The organism is Williamsia soli (assembly GCF_017377795.1).
Classification (GTDB): Bacteria; Actinomycetota; Actinomycetes; order Mycobacteriales; family Mycobacteriaceae; genus Williamsia; species Williamsia soli.
In genome coordinates this window covers 523284-539426 of sequence record NZ_JAFRDR010000001.1, presented here as the reverse complement: position 1 = coordinate 539426, position 16143 = coordinate 523284, and the positions used below count along the sequence as shown (strand labels likewise).

Here is a 16143-nt window from a genome sequence, read left to right as displayed (position 1 = left end):
CGTCAGGCGTTCTCGCCCGCCCACCTGGCCTTGTCGGCGTCGGTGATCTCGACCGGACCTGTCGCGGGCTGCGTGATCCGAATGTGGTTGCCGAAGGGATCTCGTAGTGCGCAGTCGATGCCGTAGGGCTGCTCGACGGGCTCCTCTGTGAATTCGACGCCCTTCGTCGACAGCTCCTGGAAGGTCTTCCGGCAGTCGTCGGTGGTGAGGATCGCGGCGGCCCCGAGCGCACCCTTGGTCACCAGGTCGCGCACCTGCGCGGCCACCTCTTCCGTCAGCGCGGGAGGTCCCGGGACTTCGAGAAGAATCTGCCGGTCCGGATCAGAGGGCAGTGCAATGGTCAGCCAGCGCATGAAGCCCATGTCGACGTCGTCGGCGATCTCGAAGCCGAGTTTGTCCACATAGAAGTCGAGCGCTTCGTCCTGGTCGAGTACCTGGATGGAGTGAATGGTGATCTTGTTGAACATGCCGCTGACGCTAGTTGCTGTGCGTCGATGAGGCTTCTCCGAAACTGCTCGGCTTCGACCAGCTCTTCACGAAGCACACCGGCACATTCACTGCCTCGGTCCCGCGCCGAAACTCGCTGGGCGAACTACCGGTGACCGCCCTGAACGTGCGGCTGAAGGTTCCGAGGCTTTCGAACCCGACCAGGCGCGCGACGTCGGTGACCGAGGTGTCCGTCCCTCGCAGCAATGCCATCGCACGTTCGATCCGGCGCCGCTGCAGATGACGATGGGGCGTCTCCCCGAAGGTGGCGCGGAACGTCCTGGTGAAGTGCGCCGGTGACATGTACGCGATGGCGGCCAGCTTCGGGATGTCGAGTTCCTGCGCATAGTCGCGGTCCATCGTGTCGCGGGCGCGGAGCAGCCGCCGGTTCTGATCTTCCCCAGGGCTCATCGCCATGGGGCGAGTCTATTGCTCGTACCGCCATGTTCAGGCAGCCAGCGGCCGTCGCCATCCGTAGTCGACGGTGCGAATGCGTGGTTCCAACCGTGGTGCTCCGAAAGCCTCACGCGCGCGTTCTTTGAACCATGCGACATCGTCTTCACCGTCGGGATTCCACATCTCCGGATGCGTGAAGAACAGCTCCGAGAAGTGTGTGTTGTTGGGACGCGGCGGATCGGCTGTGCCGCGTTGGCGCCATCCGATCCGGCCTTGCCAGCCCGGTGGTCCAGTGCGGTTGGTGATGATCTCGGTGAGCCAGCCATCATCCCCGTCGTGAACTTGTGCGTGGTCGCCGTCGCAGACCAGGGCGAGCGCCGTGATGTCGGTCCGTCCGCCCTTGGACCATTCCGTGAGGTGATGAACCGCTGTTCGGGTGGCGGGTTGGTCACACCCCGGGCGGCTGCACCCGCGGTCGGCGGCGATCAATGCCAGCCGCTGGTCGGCTGACGCCAGCCTGGCTTGGCGGCCCAGGAACAGCGGACGATGTTTGTTGTCGAGCAGCGCCAAGAACTTGCGCGTCACCCCAGCCAGAGCGAGCGCATCGCGAACGGGGATCACGCCTCCGGACGCAGTGGTAGCGAGGCCGGTTTCGGATTCGAGTTGCTCGAGGGTCATGGTCACGATCACCCGAGCGGGCAATCCGCGGTGCTGACCGAGTTTTCCTTGCCCGACGACCATTTCCAGCAATCGGCGGAACGCATCGTGGTTGCGTTGCCCCTGGCTGCGACTGTCGCGCGCTGCAGCTTCTTTGATGGCTTGCGGGTCGGCCTTGTCGACATTTCCGCTCGGCGACTGCGGGTCCTCCGGATTGTTCATGCCTTTCGCCGCCCATTTCTCAGCGACCATGTCCCACAACGCCTTCGTCGCCGGATCGAGGTTGCCCTTGATCCCCGCCATGTGATCGGCACCCTGCTTGGAGGTGTTCAATTCTCGCTTCTGCTTGCGGTCGACATCGTCGAACGTTCCGTCGGGATTCAGATACGCGTGGAGGTGCAATCCGACCTTTTTCAGCTCGTCAGGGTCCATGGTCCGGGCAGCATCGGCCATCGACCTCTCGCCCTTCGCCCACAACCCGAGATCGCTGCGAATACTCGCCGGCAGCGCGGTCATCGTCTCGAAGATGACCTTCTCGTGCGCGAGGCCAATAGCACCGTCCCGCAGGGCTTTGGCGGTGTGGGGGTACCTCGGTTCGGTTACTTCACCGGTGATGCTGTGCCAGATCCCTGTTCGCTCAGCCCGCTTCGATCTGGCGGACGCCTGTGCAGCTGAGATGCGTAGCACCAATCGCAGGAAATTGTTGTGCTTGTGTCCTAACTTGGCAGCAACCCTGCGCTCCGTCAGCTCGGCCGACAGCCTCATCTTGACGGCCTCGTCACGGCGGGTCTGCATCTCGACGGTCTGCGCCAACTCCACGGCTTCTTTGTCCGACATCATTGCCAATGGGACGTCGATCAATTTGCGCGACAACACCTCACGGACAGCAACGATCTCCAACGCGTCGAGAGCCATGCCCTCGATGCGGCCGATCAGATCAGCCATGCCCGTGCTCATGAGATATTTCTATCAGCACCCTCCGACAATCAGGCGACGCCAGAATCGACCAGCTGATCGCGATCTGATGAGAGACTTCAGGTCATGAGGGATACACCACTCGGAGCGATGACGGGTGTCGCGATTGTTACCGCGTCCTTCTTGGTGGGTTGCTCACCTGACGAAAGGCTGAACACCGACGACAGCCGAGCTTCGTCGGCGCCGGGGAGCGAGGAGGTACGCCGTGCGTTCACGGCCTTCATCGACGCAATGAACAGAGGGGAGACGCAGACGATCGAGGCGCTCTCCTGCGAATTGGCACCTTCGATTCCGCCTGAACCGAGGACCACCACCGTGGTCGACGTTCGAGTGATCACGATTGAGGGTGCCAACGCACGCGTCGACGCAGAGACCCTCCACAGTGCGCCAGGCGAATCGGCTTCGGACGCCGAACATATCAACTTCACCTGGAACTTCGTTCGCGAGGCAGGGACGTGGAAATACTGCCCTCTCATGTGGGAGCGCGGAGCAGCCGGGTAGCGGCGGTCCACTCGGTCCCACGAGCGCCCCGGAACGGGAAAAGAGCACATTCGGAGCGAGTTTCGGCACGATCGACGGCTGGTTCGGCACGGTCGGCGGTTTGGTTCGGCACGGTCGGCGGCTGGTTCGGCACGATCGACGGCCGGTTCGGCACGGTCGGCGGTTTGGTTCGGCACGGTCGGCGGTTGGTTCGGCACGGTCGGCAGGTCAGCCCCACTGATCCCAGGCGAGTTTCGCGGACATCACCACCACGACCACGAGCAACGCGACTCGGATCACGCCGGTGCCGCGGTTCAGTACCGTCCGTGATCCGAGCAGCGAACCGCCGGTGTTGGCGACCGCGAGCATGAAACCCAGTGCCCACCAGATATTTCCGCCGATCGAGAACACGACGAGCGCACCCAGGTTCGTGGCGGTGTTGGCAATCTTCGCCAGCGCGGCACTCTCGATGAAGTTCCGAGACAGCAGCGCCGTCAGCGCGATGATCAGGAACATGCCGGTGCCGGGTCCGAAAATGCCGTCGTAGTAACCGATCACAGCGAAGGCGACACATCCTGCAACGGTCTGTTTCCGCGTGAGGGGCGGGCTCTCGCCGGTGTTGCTCCCGAACGACGGGCGAACTGCGACGAAGATGCCCACCGCGAGCATCAGCACGATCACGACCGGTCGGATGATCTCGGTCGACACCGCTTTCGCCGACAGCGCGCCGGCCGCCGAACACACGAACGCGATCGGCACAGAGATCAGCGCCAGTCGGCGCGGGATGGCCGTGACACGTGAGTAGGCGATGGCCGCGGCACCTGTCCCCCAGATCGCCGCGAGTTTGTTGGTCCCCAGTGCACTCGCGGGCGGCGCTCCGGGAAAGGCGATCAGCAGCGCAGGAATGAGCACCAGCCCACCGCCGCCGATCACCGCGTCGATCCACCCGGCGACGCCCGCAGCGGCAAGCAGCAGAACCAGAACATCCCAGTCAGGGATCATCGGGCACATCCGTCACAACGCACTGGGTCACGGTAACCACCTGATGTGAGGAACCCCTCCCGCCCAGCGAAAACTCAGGGTTATACGGCATGCTGTACCGCGATGACTGCCTCGACCTCCGCCCGCACCTGTGACGCAGGATCTGTCGCACGAACCCCCCGAAAATCTGATAAGCGAACTTATCTTCACCACGTGGATCTGATCCGGGCCACCACGTTTTCACTGGTCATCTTCGTGCACTGCCTGACTGCGACGACGGATGAGTGGGACAGCGTCCCCGTCAATTCGACGACTCTGCTGCTGCATTTCACCCGCAACACCTTTTTTGCGCTGACTGGTTTTGTGCTCATGCACCAGAACTTCGACAAGGTCGATTTCCGGTCGACGGACTTCTGGCGCCGCCGCATGAAGCTGGTGATCTTCCCGTACCTGATCTGGTCGTTCGTCTACTGGGCGGTCGAGGACATGTGGGCCCACGGACGTACAACCGACATCCCGGGAAGCCTCGACGAGTTCTGGGACCTGCTCAAGTGGGGCCTGTCGGGCTTCCACATGTACTTCCTGTTCGTGATGCTCCAGGTCTACCTGCTGTTCCCAGTGGTGCTGTGGGTTCTCCGAAAAACGCGTAACCACCACGTCGCGCTGCTCGCGGCCAGCCTGGGCGTCCACATCGCCGTCACATCGGTCATCACCTACTGGCAGCCGCCGGCGAGCATCGCGGGAATCTGGTGGCACTACTACGCGACATTCGTGCCGTATCAGTTCATGATCTTCCTCGGCGCCGTCGTCGCCGTGCACCGAGAAGCAATCCGGCTCTGGCTCCGAGGCAAAGGCTGGTGGCTGTTCGCCGCGTTGGTCGTGACCGGCGCGTTTGCCCAGGTCACCTACCTGATGCGGGTCGCGGACGGCGAGCGCGCAATTTACGCGAGCGCAGCATTCCAGCCGACGCTGATCCCGTTCATCGTCGTCGCGATCGGGTGCCTCTACGCGATCGGCCAGCACTGGGCCGACAGCCACCGAGAGAGCACCCCGCGTTTCGACCGCGTGGTCAAGTACGCCTCCAACCGGTCTTTCAGCGTCTTTTTGTGCCACGCCATCTTCATCTTCTTCATCCTGTACCCGCAGAAGAACGGTGAGCCCTGGATCAACACCCTCGGCGCACCCTGGGCGACCATCCTGATGTACGTCGGCACGATCGCCTGCTCGCTGTTTCTCGTCGAGATCCTTCGCCGCCTCCCGGGCTCGTCCTACCTGACCGGCCGCCCCCGCCTGCCACTGAAGAAGAAGCGTGAGCGCCCCACAACTGCCGAGACCCAGGACGACGACGTCGTCACCGAGATCGAAGAGCCCAGCTCAGTTCGTCAGTGAGGTGAGCAGCGCACGAGGCCCCGCCAGCACGGTCTCGCGAATGTGGTTGCGGGCGACCGTCCACGGTGCGCACTCGCACTCGGCGTAGACGCCCCGCGCATCGATCCCGATGTCCCGGCACAATCCGATCGCCCGAGCGAGATGGAAGTCCTGCGTGACGATCAGCACCGCCTCGACGTCGTAGACATCGCGGGCGCGCCGACAACTTTCTGCAGTGTCGAACCCCTCGGGGTCGTCGATGATCGCGCCTGCGGGAACGCCACGCTGCTCCAGGTAACTACGCATGACCTGCGGTTCGTCCCCCGCAGCACGGTCTCCGTTACCCGAGTTCAAGATCTGCTGGACCCGCCCCTCCCGGTACAGCTCGAGCGCCGAATCCAGCCTGCCGCGTACGTACGACCCGGGTTCACCATCGGAAACCTTGGAGCCGAGCACCAGCGCGACCGGCACCGTGGGGGCATCGGCAACGTCGAACTCGCGATCAAATGCCATGACATAGATCCACGTTGCAGCGCTCGCGATCGCGAACTGGACGGTCGCCATCGAAGCGCCGATCAGCAGTAGAATTCTTGTGCGAGTTATGGCGGACATCACAAACGATCTTACCGATTAGTAACTTAGGCCAACCTGCGCAATAGTGCTGCGAAGACAAGCCTTAACGTACCTAGTGGAGAACACTGCGCAAGCCGTGTTCTGCCATCCGGGTGAACGAACGGCCGTGTGCGAAAGAGCCGTACCACTGGCCGTGAAGTTCCATAGAGAAAGGCCGTGACGCCGTGACGACCGCGACGATCACCATCGGCACCATTGCCGCCCTGGCCAGCCTGGTGTGCTGGGCCCTGTTCTTCGGTGGGGTGTGGAGAATGATCCGCACCATCGCCCAGGGGCAGAAGGACACCACCAGGATTTTCCCGATCTGGCCCCGTTTCAAGCAGATGATGATCGAGTTCATCGCTCACACGCGTATGGCCAAATTCCGGACGGTCGGCTGGGCGCACTGGCTGGTGATGGTCGGCTTCCTCCTCGGCGCGCTGCTGTGGTTCGAGGCCTACGGTCAGGTGTTCGATCCTGAGTTCCACTGGCCGCTGTTCGGCGACACCTTCGCCTGGCACCTACTGGACGAGATCCTGGGACTCGGCACCGTCATCGGCGTCCTGGCCCTCATCGTGATCCGCCAGCTCAATCACCCCCGGGTGCCCGAGCGGCTGTCGCGCTTCAGCGGCTCCAACTTCGGCGCGGCGTACTTCGTCGAGATCGTGGTGCTGCTCGAGGGCCTCGGCATGGTCTTCGTGAAGGCCGGCAAGATCGCCACGTACGGCCACGCCAATGCCGGATCCGACTTCTTCACGATGCAGGTCGCCAAGCTCCTGCCGGCGAGCGCGATCATGGTCTCGATCTTCGCGCTGATCAAGCTGATGTCCGGCATGATCTGGCTCGCGGTCGTCGGACAGAACATCAACTGGGGCGTCGCCTGGCACCGGTTCTCCGCTTTCTTCAACATCTACTTCAAGCGTGAGGCAGACGGCGGTGTCGCTCTCGGCGCGGCCAAGCCGATGATGTCGGCGGGCAAGGTCCTCGACATGGAGAGCGCCGACCCCGACGTCGACGCATTCGGCGCAGGCAAGATCGAGGATTTCTCGTGGAAGGGCTGGCTCGACTTCTCCACCTGCACCGAGTGCGGCCGCTGCCAGAGCCAGTGCCCGGCGTGGAACACCGGTAAGCCGCTCTCTCCCAAGCTGCTCATCATGTCGTTGCGTGACCACGGTCAGGCCAAGGCCCCGTACCTGCTCGCCGGCGGCAAGAAAGACCTGGGCGGTGACGAGGTAGGCCTCGTCGACGCCGACGGCAACGTCCTCCAGGACAAGCTCGACGCCATCCCCGAGGCCGCCCGTCTCGAGGCCGAGCGCAAGCTCGTCGGCGAGAGCGAAGGTGCCACCGGTGCCGTCATCGACAACGAGACGCTGTGGAGTTGCACGTCGTGTGGTGCCTGCGTGGAGCAGTGCCCCGTCGACATCGAGCACGTCGACCACATCATCGACATGCGCCGCTACCAGGTGCTGATCGAGTCGGACTTCCCGTCCGAGCTCGCCGGGCTGTTCAAGAACCTCGAGAACAAGGGCAACCCCTGGGGCCAGAACTCGAAGGACCGCACCAAGTGGATCGATGAGATGGACATCGAGATCCCGGTCTTCGGTCAGGACGTCGAGAGCTTCGAAGGCTTCGAGTACCTGTTCTGGGTCGGCTGCGCCGGCGCCTACGAAGACCGTGCGAAGAAGACCACCAAGGCTGTCGCCGAGCTCCTCGACATCGCAGCCGTCGACTTCCTCGTCCTCGGCGAAGGCGAGACCTGTACCGGTGACTCCGCTCGCCGCGCGGGCAACGAGTTCCTGTTCCAGATGCTCGCGCAACAGAACATCGAGATGCTCGGCGAAGTGTTCGCGACAGCACCGCAGCAGAAGAAGAAGATCGTCGTTACCTGCGCCCACTGCTTCAACGCCCTGGGCAACGAGTACCCGCAGGTCGGCGGCAAGTACGAGGTCGTGCACCACACGCAGCTGCTGAACCGGCTGATCCGCGACAAGCGACTGATCCCGGTCGCCGAGGTGAACGAGGACATCACCTACCACGACCCCTGCTTCCTGGGCCGGCACAACAAGGTCTATGACGCGCCTCGTGAACTGATGGCGGCGTCGGGCGCGAAGCTCAAGGAAATGCCTCGCCACGGCGAGCGGTCCATGTGCTGTGGCGCCGGCGGTGCTCGCATGTGGATGGAAGAGAGCATCGGCAAGCGCATCAACATCGACCGGGTCGATGAAGCGCTGAGCACCAATCCCAAGAAGGTCGCCACCGGTTGCCCGTTCTGCAAGGTGATGTTGAGCGACGGCGTGACCGCGCAGACCTCGGGCACCGAGCAGGAAGGCAAGGTCGAGGTCGTCGACGTCTCCCAGTTGATCCTCGAGGCCGTCAAGCGCGGCGCCCCCGAGATCAAGCGTGGCGGACGATTCCTCGGCGCAGCCTCGCTGGGCCTGTCGGCTCCGACAATCGAGCCCGAAGCCGCTCCCGCGGAGAAGGCTCCCGAGCCCGCGAAGGCATCAGCGCCTACGGCGACGATCACTGAAGAGAAGCCTGCAGCCGACAAGCCGAAGGTCGGCGGCGGTCTCGGCATCGGTGGCGGCGCCAAGAAGCCCGGCGGCGGAGCCCCCAAACCGGGTGGCGCAGCGAAAAAGCCCGGCGGCGGAGCCCCGAAGCCTGGTGCCGCGAAGGTAGCAGAACCCGAAGCCCCCGCAGCCGAAGAGAAGGCAGCAGCACCGGCGAAGGGACTGTCGATCGGCGGCGGCGCCAAGCGTCCCGGAGCACCGAAACCCGGTGGTGCGGCGAAGAAGCCTGGCGGAGCCAAGCCGGCCGCAGAGGCCAAGCCTGCGGACACCGAGACCACAGAGGCCACCGCGGCGGCGAGCGACACCGCAACCGAGGAAGCCGCCGAGAAGCCGGCCGCACCGGTGAAGGGTCTCGCCATCGGTGGCGGCGCGAAGCGTCCTGGAGCACCGAAACCGGGAGGCGCGGCGAAGAAGCCGGGTGCGGCAGCCAAGAAAGCTGCACCAGAAGCCGATTCGGGACCGGCGACCGACGAAGCGCCGGTCACCGAAGACGCCACAGTCACCGAACAGGCCCCCGCCACCGAGGAGGCACAGGTCGACGACAAGCCTGCGGTCCCGGTCAAGGGACTCGCCATCGGCGGCAAGGCGAAGCGTCCGGGAGCTCCCAAGCCCGGCGCGAAGGCAACGGCGCCGGCCGCCGAGTCTGAGCCCGAGGCGGCCCAGGCCACCCCGGAATCGAGCGCTGGTGCACCGGAGGCGGCTGCCGAACCCGAGCCTGCAGCGGAGCCGGCAGTGCCGGTCAAGGGCCTGGCAATGGGTGGCAGGGCGAAGCGTCCGGGCGCTCCCAAGGCCGCGGCGAAGGCAGAATCGAAGCCCGAGCCCGAGCCCGAGCCTGAGGCGCAGGCCGACCCAGAGCCGGAGCCAGAGCCGGCCACGCCTGCAGAACCGGAGGCCCAGCCCGAGGCTGAAGCCGAAGCAGCGCCCGAGCCTGCACCCGAGGAGCCGACCACCAATGGCTCAGGTCCGGCTGACGCCGCGACGCTCACGGAGACCGGCGCCAGTAAGGCAAAGGGCTTCGGAATCGCGGCGGGTAAGAAGCGTCCCGGCAAACGCTGAGGTCGAAGGTCAGGCAGGATTTCCGGCCGCATCCACGTCCACCACACGGACATGGTTGCGGCCGGCCTGTTTTGCCACGTAGAGAGCCTCGTCCGCGGCGTTGATCGCGACGTCGAGGACCTTCCGCGCGTCCGTACGCGTGGTGGCGCCCTGCAGCAGGCAGGAAGCGACACCGACACTGATGGTGACCGGTTGTCCGTGCCAAGAACTCGAGGACCGCATACGCATCCGCTCGGCGAGTGCCACGAGCGCATCGCGGTCGAGGTCGGTGGCGAACGCGAACTCGTCGCCGCCCACGCGCGCCAACACGGCATACTCTCCGGTCACGCCGCGAAGGCTGTCGGCGATTCGCCGGAGGATCTGGTCGCCGACGTCGTGTCCGAACCGATCGTTGAGCAGTTTGTAGTTGTCGATGTCAGCGACCACCACGCCGAAGTTGCGGGTCGCGGGTACAACCATCGAGCCGGCCCAGTACTCGAAGCCACGGCGGTTGAACAGGCCCGTCAGCGAATCGGTGTTCGCCAACTTCAACTGCGTGCGAAGGGCGTGCTGAAAGTCGTCCGTATAGATGCTGAGCAGGAAGACGGTTCCGTTGATCGCCAGCAACGACACCGCGACCCGGTAGCAGGCCCCGCCGAGATCGTCCCCGATCAACCACATCTCGAGGCCGAGAGCGCAGACGACGACGCTGGTGAAGACCATGTGGACGATGCGCACCCGGTGCGTCACGAAATGCGCCGCGTAACAACCGATGATCGCGAACAGTGCGGTGCCGTGCAGTGCCACCGACGGGTTGACGAACGTGATCAGGATGACGGTGACGCCGATGTCCGCATAGGCGAGAAAGGCCGTGTTGATGCCCGGGATCGAAGCCTGCTTCGACCACCACACCGGACCCAGGTCGACGCGACTCATGAGCACGGCCATGGGAAGGGTCGACAGCGCTGTCACGGACACGATCACGATCCGGAGTGTCGACGCCTCGCCGTCGTCGGCGAACATGGCCAGCACCGCGACGGCACCGAAGACCGGCACGAACGCCGCAATGCTGTAGCGGATGAGACGCTCGCGAACGCGAATCTGATTGAGGACATGCCGCTGCTCGCGCTGCAGATCGTCAAAACGGTTCGGCATCGGACCTCGTGGTGCTTCCAATAGTGCTGATGACAACTGGGACCCCGACCCGCTCATCCGCCGATTTTCTATAGTGACCCAGGTTTGAAGTAAAGACAATTCCTGACACGAAAGCGGTCCGCGGGACCCTTTTCGTTACCAATAATGCCGTGGACCAAAACCTACTTGCCCAGTGCTGGCACCATAAGAGGCGTGAGCAGACCCCACGTTTCGCATGTGCACAGCGACCTCAAACCCCTCGAGCAATCGGCGAAGCTTCGCAACGTCGCCTATGAGATCCGCGGCCCGGTGACCGCCCAGGCCGCGCGACTCGAGGCCGAGGGCCACCGGATCCTCAAGCTGAACATCGGCAATCCCGCCCAGTTCGGCTTCGAGGCCCCGGACGTCATCATGCGCGACATGATCCACGCCCTGCCGTACTCACAGGGATACAGCGAATCCATGGGTGTCCTGCCGGCTCGCCGGGCAGTGGTCACCCGGTATGAACTGCTTCCCGACTTCCCTTACTTCGACGTCGATGACGTGATCCTCGGCAACGGCGTGTCCGAGCTCATCACCATGACGATGCAGGCATTGCTCGACGACGGTGACGAGGTCCTCATCCCGTCGCCGGACTACCCGCTGTGGACCGCGATGACGGCCCTGTCCGGCGGCAAGGCCATCCACTACATGTGCGACGAGGCGAACGACTGGAATCCCGACATCGCCGACATCGAGTCCAAGATCACGCCTCGGACCAAGGCGTTGCTCGTGATCAATCCGAACAACCCCACCGGCGCGGTCTATTCGCGCGAGATCCTCACGCAGATCGTCGAACTGGCACGCAAGCACTCGCTGCTGCTGCTCGCGGACGAGATCTACGACAAGATCCTCTACGACGACGCCAAGCACATCAACCTGGCCTCGCTCGCGCCGGACCTGCTGTGCCTCACCTTCAACGGCCTGTCGAAGGCCTACCGGGTATGCGGGTACCGGGCCGGCTGGGTCGCGATCACCGGGCCTCAGGACCACGCCCGCGGGTTCGTCGACGGTATGAAGATGCTGGCATCCACCCGATTGTGCTCGAACGTGCCCGGACAGCACGCCATCCAGGTCGCCCTCGGCGGTTATCAGAGCATCGATGCGCTGGTCCTTCCCGGCGGCAGGTTGCTCGAGCAGCGCAACGTTACGTGGGAGAAGCTCAACGAGATTCCCGGGGTCAGCTGCGTGAAGCCGATGGGCGCGCTGTACGCCTTCCCCCGACTCGACCCCGAGGTCCACGAGATACACAACGACGAGAAGTTCGTGACCGATCTGCTGCTGCGCGAGAAGATCCTCGTCGTGCAGGGCACGGGCTTCAACTGGCCGAGCCCTGATCATTTCCGGGTCGTGACACTGCCGTGGGCCCGGGATCTGTCCGACGCTGTGGAACGGATGGGCAATTTCTTGTCGAGCTACAAGCAGTAGTACCTGCGATTCACCACCGAACCCACCTGCGAGGTCGCTCCGGGTGGGTTTTCGCAGTTCAGCGCCCCTTGATTTAAGTGTGACGGCTGGTAACGTCTAGTCCATCACGAGCTCAAAGGGGAGTTGATGACCGCAATCGATCACAAGCCACAGATCGGGTGGCGCCGGCGCACGGTTGAACGCGACGGCGTCCGGCTCGCCGTCTTCGAACTCGGCGAGCCCGCCGCGGATCGTCCGACCGTTCTGCTCGTCCACGGCTGGCCCGATACCCACGCGCTGTGGGCACCTGTTGCCGACGCCATCGCATCCCGCTACCACCTCGTGGCCTACGACACCCGCGGCTACGGCGAGAGCGACGCCCCGAACGGCGATGCGCCCTACCGGCTGCCCGAGTTGGCCGCAGACCTCTTCGCGGTCGCCGATGCGGTCAGTCCCGACGAACCGGTCCACGTGGTCGCGCACGACTGGGGATCGGTGCAGACCTGGGAGGCCGTCACCACCCCTGGCGCCGAAGACCGCATCGCGTCGTTCGTGTCGGTGTCGGGGCCCAACCTCGATCATCTCGGCGCCTGGACCCGCCGGCAGTTGCGACGTCCGACGCCGAAGGCTCTCGCGCAGGCGCTGTCCCAAGCCCTGTCCTCGGCATACACCGCGGTTTTCCAGCTCCCGGTTGTCCCGAAGGTGCTGTTCGCCGCCGGTATGCGGCCAGCGATCTGGCGACAGTTCCTCACCACCCTCGAGGGCACCGACCCGAAAAACCTCGAGTTCGCGCCCACCTTCCGCGCCGACGCGGTGTCGGGGCTGCGCTACTACCGCGCCAACATCCGTGAACGCCTCGGCACTCCGAACCCGCGCAGCACTAAGGTTCCCGTGTTCGAGGTCGTCAACACTCGCGACATCGCACTGAGGAAGGCGATCTTCGCGAACACACACGAGTACACCGACCTCCTCTGGCGTATCGACACCCCGACCGGCCACTGGCTGCCCTATACGAATCCGGGCTACCTGGCGGACATCGCGACACAGTTCATCGAGTCGATCCGCGGAGCCGATTCATCACCGATCATCGATCGGGCTCGCCAACGCGGTGCGCACCAGCCGCAGTCCGGCAAACTGGCCGTGATCACCGGTGCAGGAAGCGGGATCGGCCGCGAGACCGCCTACCTGCTCTCGGCACAGGGCGCCGAGGTGATTCTCGCCGACATCAACCTCGACGCCGCCGAGACGACCGCCGCAACAATCACTTCCGGTGGAGGTAGCGCACACGCCTACCGTCTCGACGTCGCCGACACCGACGGCTTCGGAGCATTCGCCGAGGAGGTGACGAAGAGACACGGGGTCGCCGACATCGTCATCAACAATGCGGGCATCGGACTCGCCGGGCACGTCCTCGACGCCACCGATGAGCAGATTCGCCGACTCGTCGACATCAACCTCATGGGTGTGATGACGGGTAGCCGGGTGTTCGGCCGCAAGATGGTGGAGCGCGGATTGGGCGGCCAGATCGTCAATCTCGCCTCTGCGGCTGCCTTCACACCCCAACAGGGCCTCGGTGGCTACTCCGCGACCAAGGCGGGCGTGCTGATGTTCAGCGAATCGCTGCGGGCCGAACTGGCCGAGCACCGCATCGGGGTCTCCGCGATCTGTCCGGGCATCGTCGACACGAACATCGTGGCGGCAACGGAGTTCGCCGGGGCTTCCGCCGATGGCCAGAAACAGTTGCAGGACAAGATGAGCGGCATGTACCACAAGCGGAACTTCACGCCCGACCGCGTCGCTGCCGCCATCGTCGACGCGATCGAGTCCAACGCGCCGGTCGTCCCGGTCACCGTCGAAGCGAAGGTCGGTTACCGCATCTACCGCTTCGTACCCGGCCTGTCGCGCCGAATGGCGCGCACCAAACTGTTCTAGGGAGGACGACGATGTCCAACGCCGCCTACGCGCACCACGAATCAGACGACTTCGACCCGGGTCCTGTCGAACTGCACGCCCGCAATGTGGAGTTCGAATGGGAAGACACGCCGCTGCACTGGATCCCGAATCATCCGGTCTCGTCCAACGTGATCAGCATGCTCAACCTGCTCCTGCCAGAGGGCGAGCGCTGGTTTGTGCAGACCTACAACGAGACCTTGCCGCTGGTCAAGGACGAGGAACTCGCCTCGGCCATGCGCGGATTCATCGGTCAGGAAGCGATGCACGCGGAGACCCACGACCGGGTGCTGTGGGAATTCCTGAAGAACAACGGAGTCGATCCGACGCCCTTCCAGCGACAGATGGAATGGGTGTTCCGCAAGGTCCTCGGGCCGTCGAACCACCCGGACCCCACTGTGCGGCACAAGCACCTCGTCGAACGGCTGTGGCTGATCGCCGCCATCGAGCACTACACGGCGGTCCTCGGTGATTTCGCTCTGAACAACACGTGGTCCGAACACGATGCCGACCCCGCGATGACCGATCTGTTCCGGTGGCACGGCGCCGAAGAAGTCGAACACCGGGAGGTCGCGCACGACGTGGCGAGCTATTTCGGTGACAGCTACCTAAAGCGCGGGCGGGCCATGCTCGCGGTGCTTCCCGCCCTGCTCTTCGTGATCAACCGCGGAACCCGCTTCATCGCACTCAACGACCCTGCCGGCCGGACCGGTTACGTCGGACAGTGGTTCGGATACTTCCGAGGTGCCCGCAAAGGTCTGCTGCCCACCATGCGGTCCATCATCTTCGCGACGTTCACCTACTTCAAGCCGTCGTTCCGGCCCAGCCAGGTCGGGTCGACGTCCCAGGCGGTGGCGTATCTCGCGTCGTCGCCGGCAGCAAGGGCCGCGCACAAGTGAATTCCCCGACCCACTCTGATCACCGTCACCATCCCCACACCACCACCATGACGGCGCCGCCTCCGCACCTGTGGGGCCGGTACCGGCACGACCCGGCGATGCGCCTGGCCAGTGTGATCGGCAAGGTCTGGTTTCCGTTGTGGGGCAAACTGACCCACCTCGATCTGCCCGACCAGATCAGCCGCGTCACCGCGGTCAAAATCGTCCGGCGCGATGTCGTTGCCAGTGACGACAACGTGGTGGCACTCACGCTCGGCGCACTCGACGGCGGAGAGCTCACGCCGTGGTACGCCGGAGCCCATCTCGACCTGCTGCTGCCGTCTGGCCGAATGCGGGAGTACTCACTCTGCGGTGATCCCGCCGATCGCCACCACTACCGCATCGCGGTCCGCCGGATCCCCGGCGGCGGAGGCGGTTCGATCGAGGTCCACGACGACCTCAACGAGGGCGACGTCCTGCGGATCAAGGGTCCTCGCAACGCGTTCCCATTGGCCCTGCCCGGGTACGGATCGCCTGCCCGCAGCCTGCGTTTCATCGCAGGCGGCATCGGGATCACACCGATCCTGCCGATGCTCGCGGCCGCCGACCGACTGGGTCTGGACTGGACGATGGTCTACACCGGCCGGAGTACCGATTCCCTGCCTTTCCTCGATGAGCTGTCCCGCTACGGCGACAAGATCACGATCCGCACCGACGACGAGCACGGACTCCCCACCCCGGCAGATCTCCTGGGCCCCATGGCCTCCGGGACCGCTGTCTACTGCTGTGGCCCGGTCCCGATGCTCGGGGGCATTCGCATCGCGCTGGTCGGCCGCGCGGATGTGGAACTGCACTTCGAGCGGTTCAGCCCACCGCCGGTGGAGGACGGCCGACCGTTCACCGTCACCCTCGCGTCGTCCGGAACGCAGGTTCCGGTCAGCGCAACGGAATCAGCACTCGCCGCGATCCGCCGCGACCTGCCGTCGGTGCCGTACTCATGCCAGCAGGGATTCTGCGGCACGTGCAAGGTCCGCGTCCTCGCGGGTGCTGTCGAGCATCGCGACAACATTCTGACCGAACCCGAACGTGACGCCGGAGTGATGCTCACCTGTGTCTCCCGGGCCGAGGGCGATCACCTCCGCCTCGACCTCTAGAGCGTTCTCCGCCCACACTGCCCC

Annotated in this window: 13 protein-coding genes; 6 read left to right on the top strand and 7 right to left on the bottom strand. The window is 64.6% G+C overall.

Annotation, left to right across the window (positions count from 1 at the left end; all coding sequences use genetic code 11):
- Window positions 1-2: 2 nt before the first annotated feature.
- The 5 genes from J3S28_RS02365 to J3S28_RS02345 form a co-directional block, all read right to left on the bottom strand.
- Complete coding sequence (locus J3S28_RS02365) at window positions 3-467, bottom strand: VOC family protein (protein WP_207837084.1); 465 nt, start codon at window positions 465-467, stop codon at window positions 3-5.
- A gap of 10 nt (window positions 468-477) precedes the next feature.
- The gene (locus J3S28_RS02360; protein ID WP_237340927.1) at window positions 478-903 is read right to left on the bottom strand and encodes a helix-turn-helix domain-containing protein; all 426 of its coding nucleotides are present in this window, start codon (window positions 901-903) and stop codon (window positions 478-480) included.
- A gap of 30 nt (window positions 904-933) precedes the next feature.
- Window positions 934-2496: an HNH endonuclease signature motif containing protein gene (locus tag J3S28_RS02355; RefSeq protein WP_207837081.1), complete on the bottom strand. Its 1563-nt coding sequence runs from the start codon at window positions 2494-2496 to the stop codon at window positions 934-936.
- Between the two features lie 77 nt (window positions 2497-2573).
- Window positions 2574-2852, bottom strand: coding sequence for a hypothetical protein (locus J3S28_RS02350; protein WP_207837079.1), 279 nt, complete (start codon window positions 2850-2852; stop codon window positions 2574-2576).
- 370 nt (window positions 2853-3222) lie between these two features.
- Window positions 3223-3996, bottom strand: coding sequence for a TSUP family transporter (locus J3S28_RS02345; RefSeq protein ID WP_207837077.1), 774 nt, complete (start codon window positions 3994-3996; stop codon window positions 3223-3225).
- 192 nt (window positions 3997-4188) lie between these two features.
- Between J3S28_RS02345 and J3S28_RS02340 the strand changes: the two genes are divergently transcribed.
- Window positions 4189-5364, top strand: a complete 1176-nt coding sequence (locus J3S28_RS02340) for an acyltransferase (protein WP_307796770.1) — start codon at window positions 4189-4191, stop codon at window positions 5362-5364.
- Here J3S28_RS02340 and J3S28_RS02335 read toward each other — a convergent pair.
- Window positions 5350-5955 carry a SanA/YdcF family protein gene (locus J3S28_RS02335; protein ID WP_207837054.1) on the bottom strand — a complete coding sequence of 202 codons (606 nt, stop codon included), beginning with the start codon at window positions 5953-5955 and terminating at the stop codon, window positions 5350-5352. The two genes, J3S28_RS02340 and J3S28_RS02335, sit on opposite strands and share 15 nt — an antisense overlap.
- A 185-nt stretch (window positions 5956-6140) precedes the next feature.
- On the opposite strand from J3S28_RS02335, the gene J3S28_RS02330 reads away from it, so the two are divergent.
- Window positions 6141-9578: a (Fe-S)-binding protein gene (locus J3S28_RS02330; RefSeq protein WP_207837043.1), complete on the top strand. Its 3438-nt coding sequence runs from the start codon at window positions 6141-6143 to the stop codon at window positions 9576-9578.
- 9 nt (window positions 9579-9587) lie between these two features.
- On the opposite strand, the gene J3S28_RS02325 is transcribed toward J3S28_RS02330, so the two are convergent.
- Window positions 9588-10712: a GGDEF domain-containing protein gene (locus J3S28_RS02325; RefSeq protein WP_207837041.1), complete on the bottom strand. Its 1125-nt coding sequence runs from the start codon at window positions 10710-10712 to the stop codon at window positions 9588-9590.
- 192 nt (window positions 10713-10904) lie between these two features.
- Between J3S28_RS02325 and J3S28_RS02320 the strand changes: the two genes are divergently transcribed.
- From J3S28_RS02320 to J3S28_RS02305, 4 genes are all read left to right on the top strand, one after another.
- The gene (locus tag J3S28_RS02320; protein WP_084893224.1) at window positions 10905-12158 is read left to right on the top strand and encodes a pyridoxal phosphate-dependent aminotransferase; all 1254 of its coding nucleotides are present in this window, start codon (window positions 10905-10907) and stop codon (window positions 12156-12158) included.
- A gap of 126 nt (window positions 12159-12284) precedes the next feature.
- Window positions 12285-14069, top strand: coding sequence for an SDR family oxidoreductase (locus J3S28_RS02315; protein ID WP_207837037.1), 1785 nt, complete (start codon window positions 12285-12287; stop codon window positions 14067-14069).
- An 11-nt stretch (window positions 14070-14080) separates the two neighbouring features.
- Complete coding sequence (locus tag J3S28_RS02310; protein WP_207837035.1) at window positions 14081-14986, top strand: metal-dependent hydrolase; 906 nt, start codon at window positions 14081-14083, stop codon at window positions 14984-14986.
- A 47-nt stretch (window positions 14987-15033) separates the two neighbouring features.
- On the top strand, window positions 15034-16119 hold the full coding sequence (locus J3S28_RS02305; protein WP_207837033.1) for a PDR/VanB family oxidoreductase: 1086 nt from the start codon (window positions 15034-15036) through the stop codon (window positions 16117-16119).
- Window positions 16120-16143 lie beyond the last annotated feature (24 nt).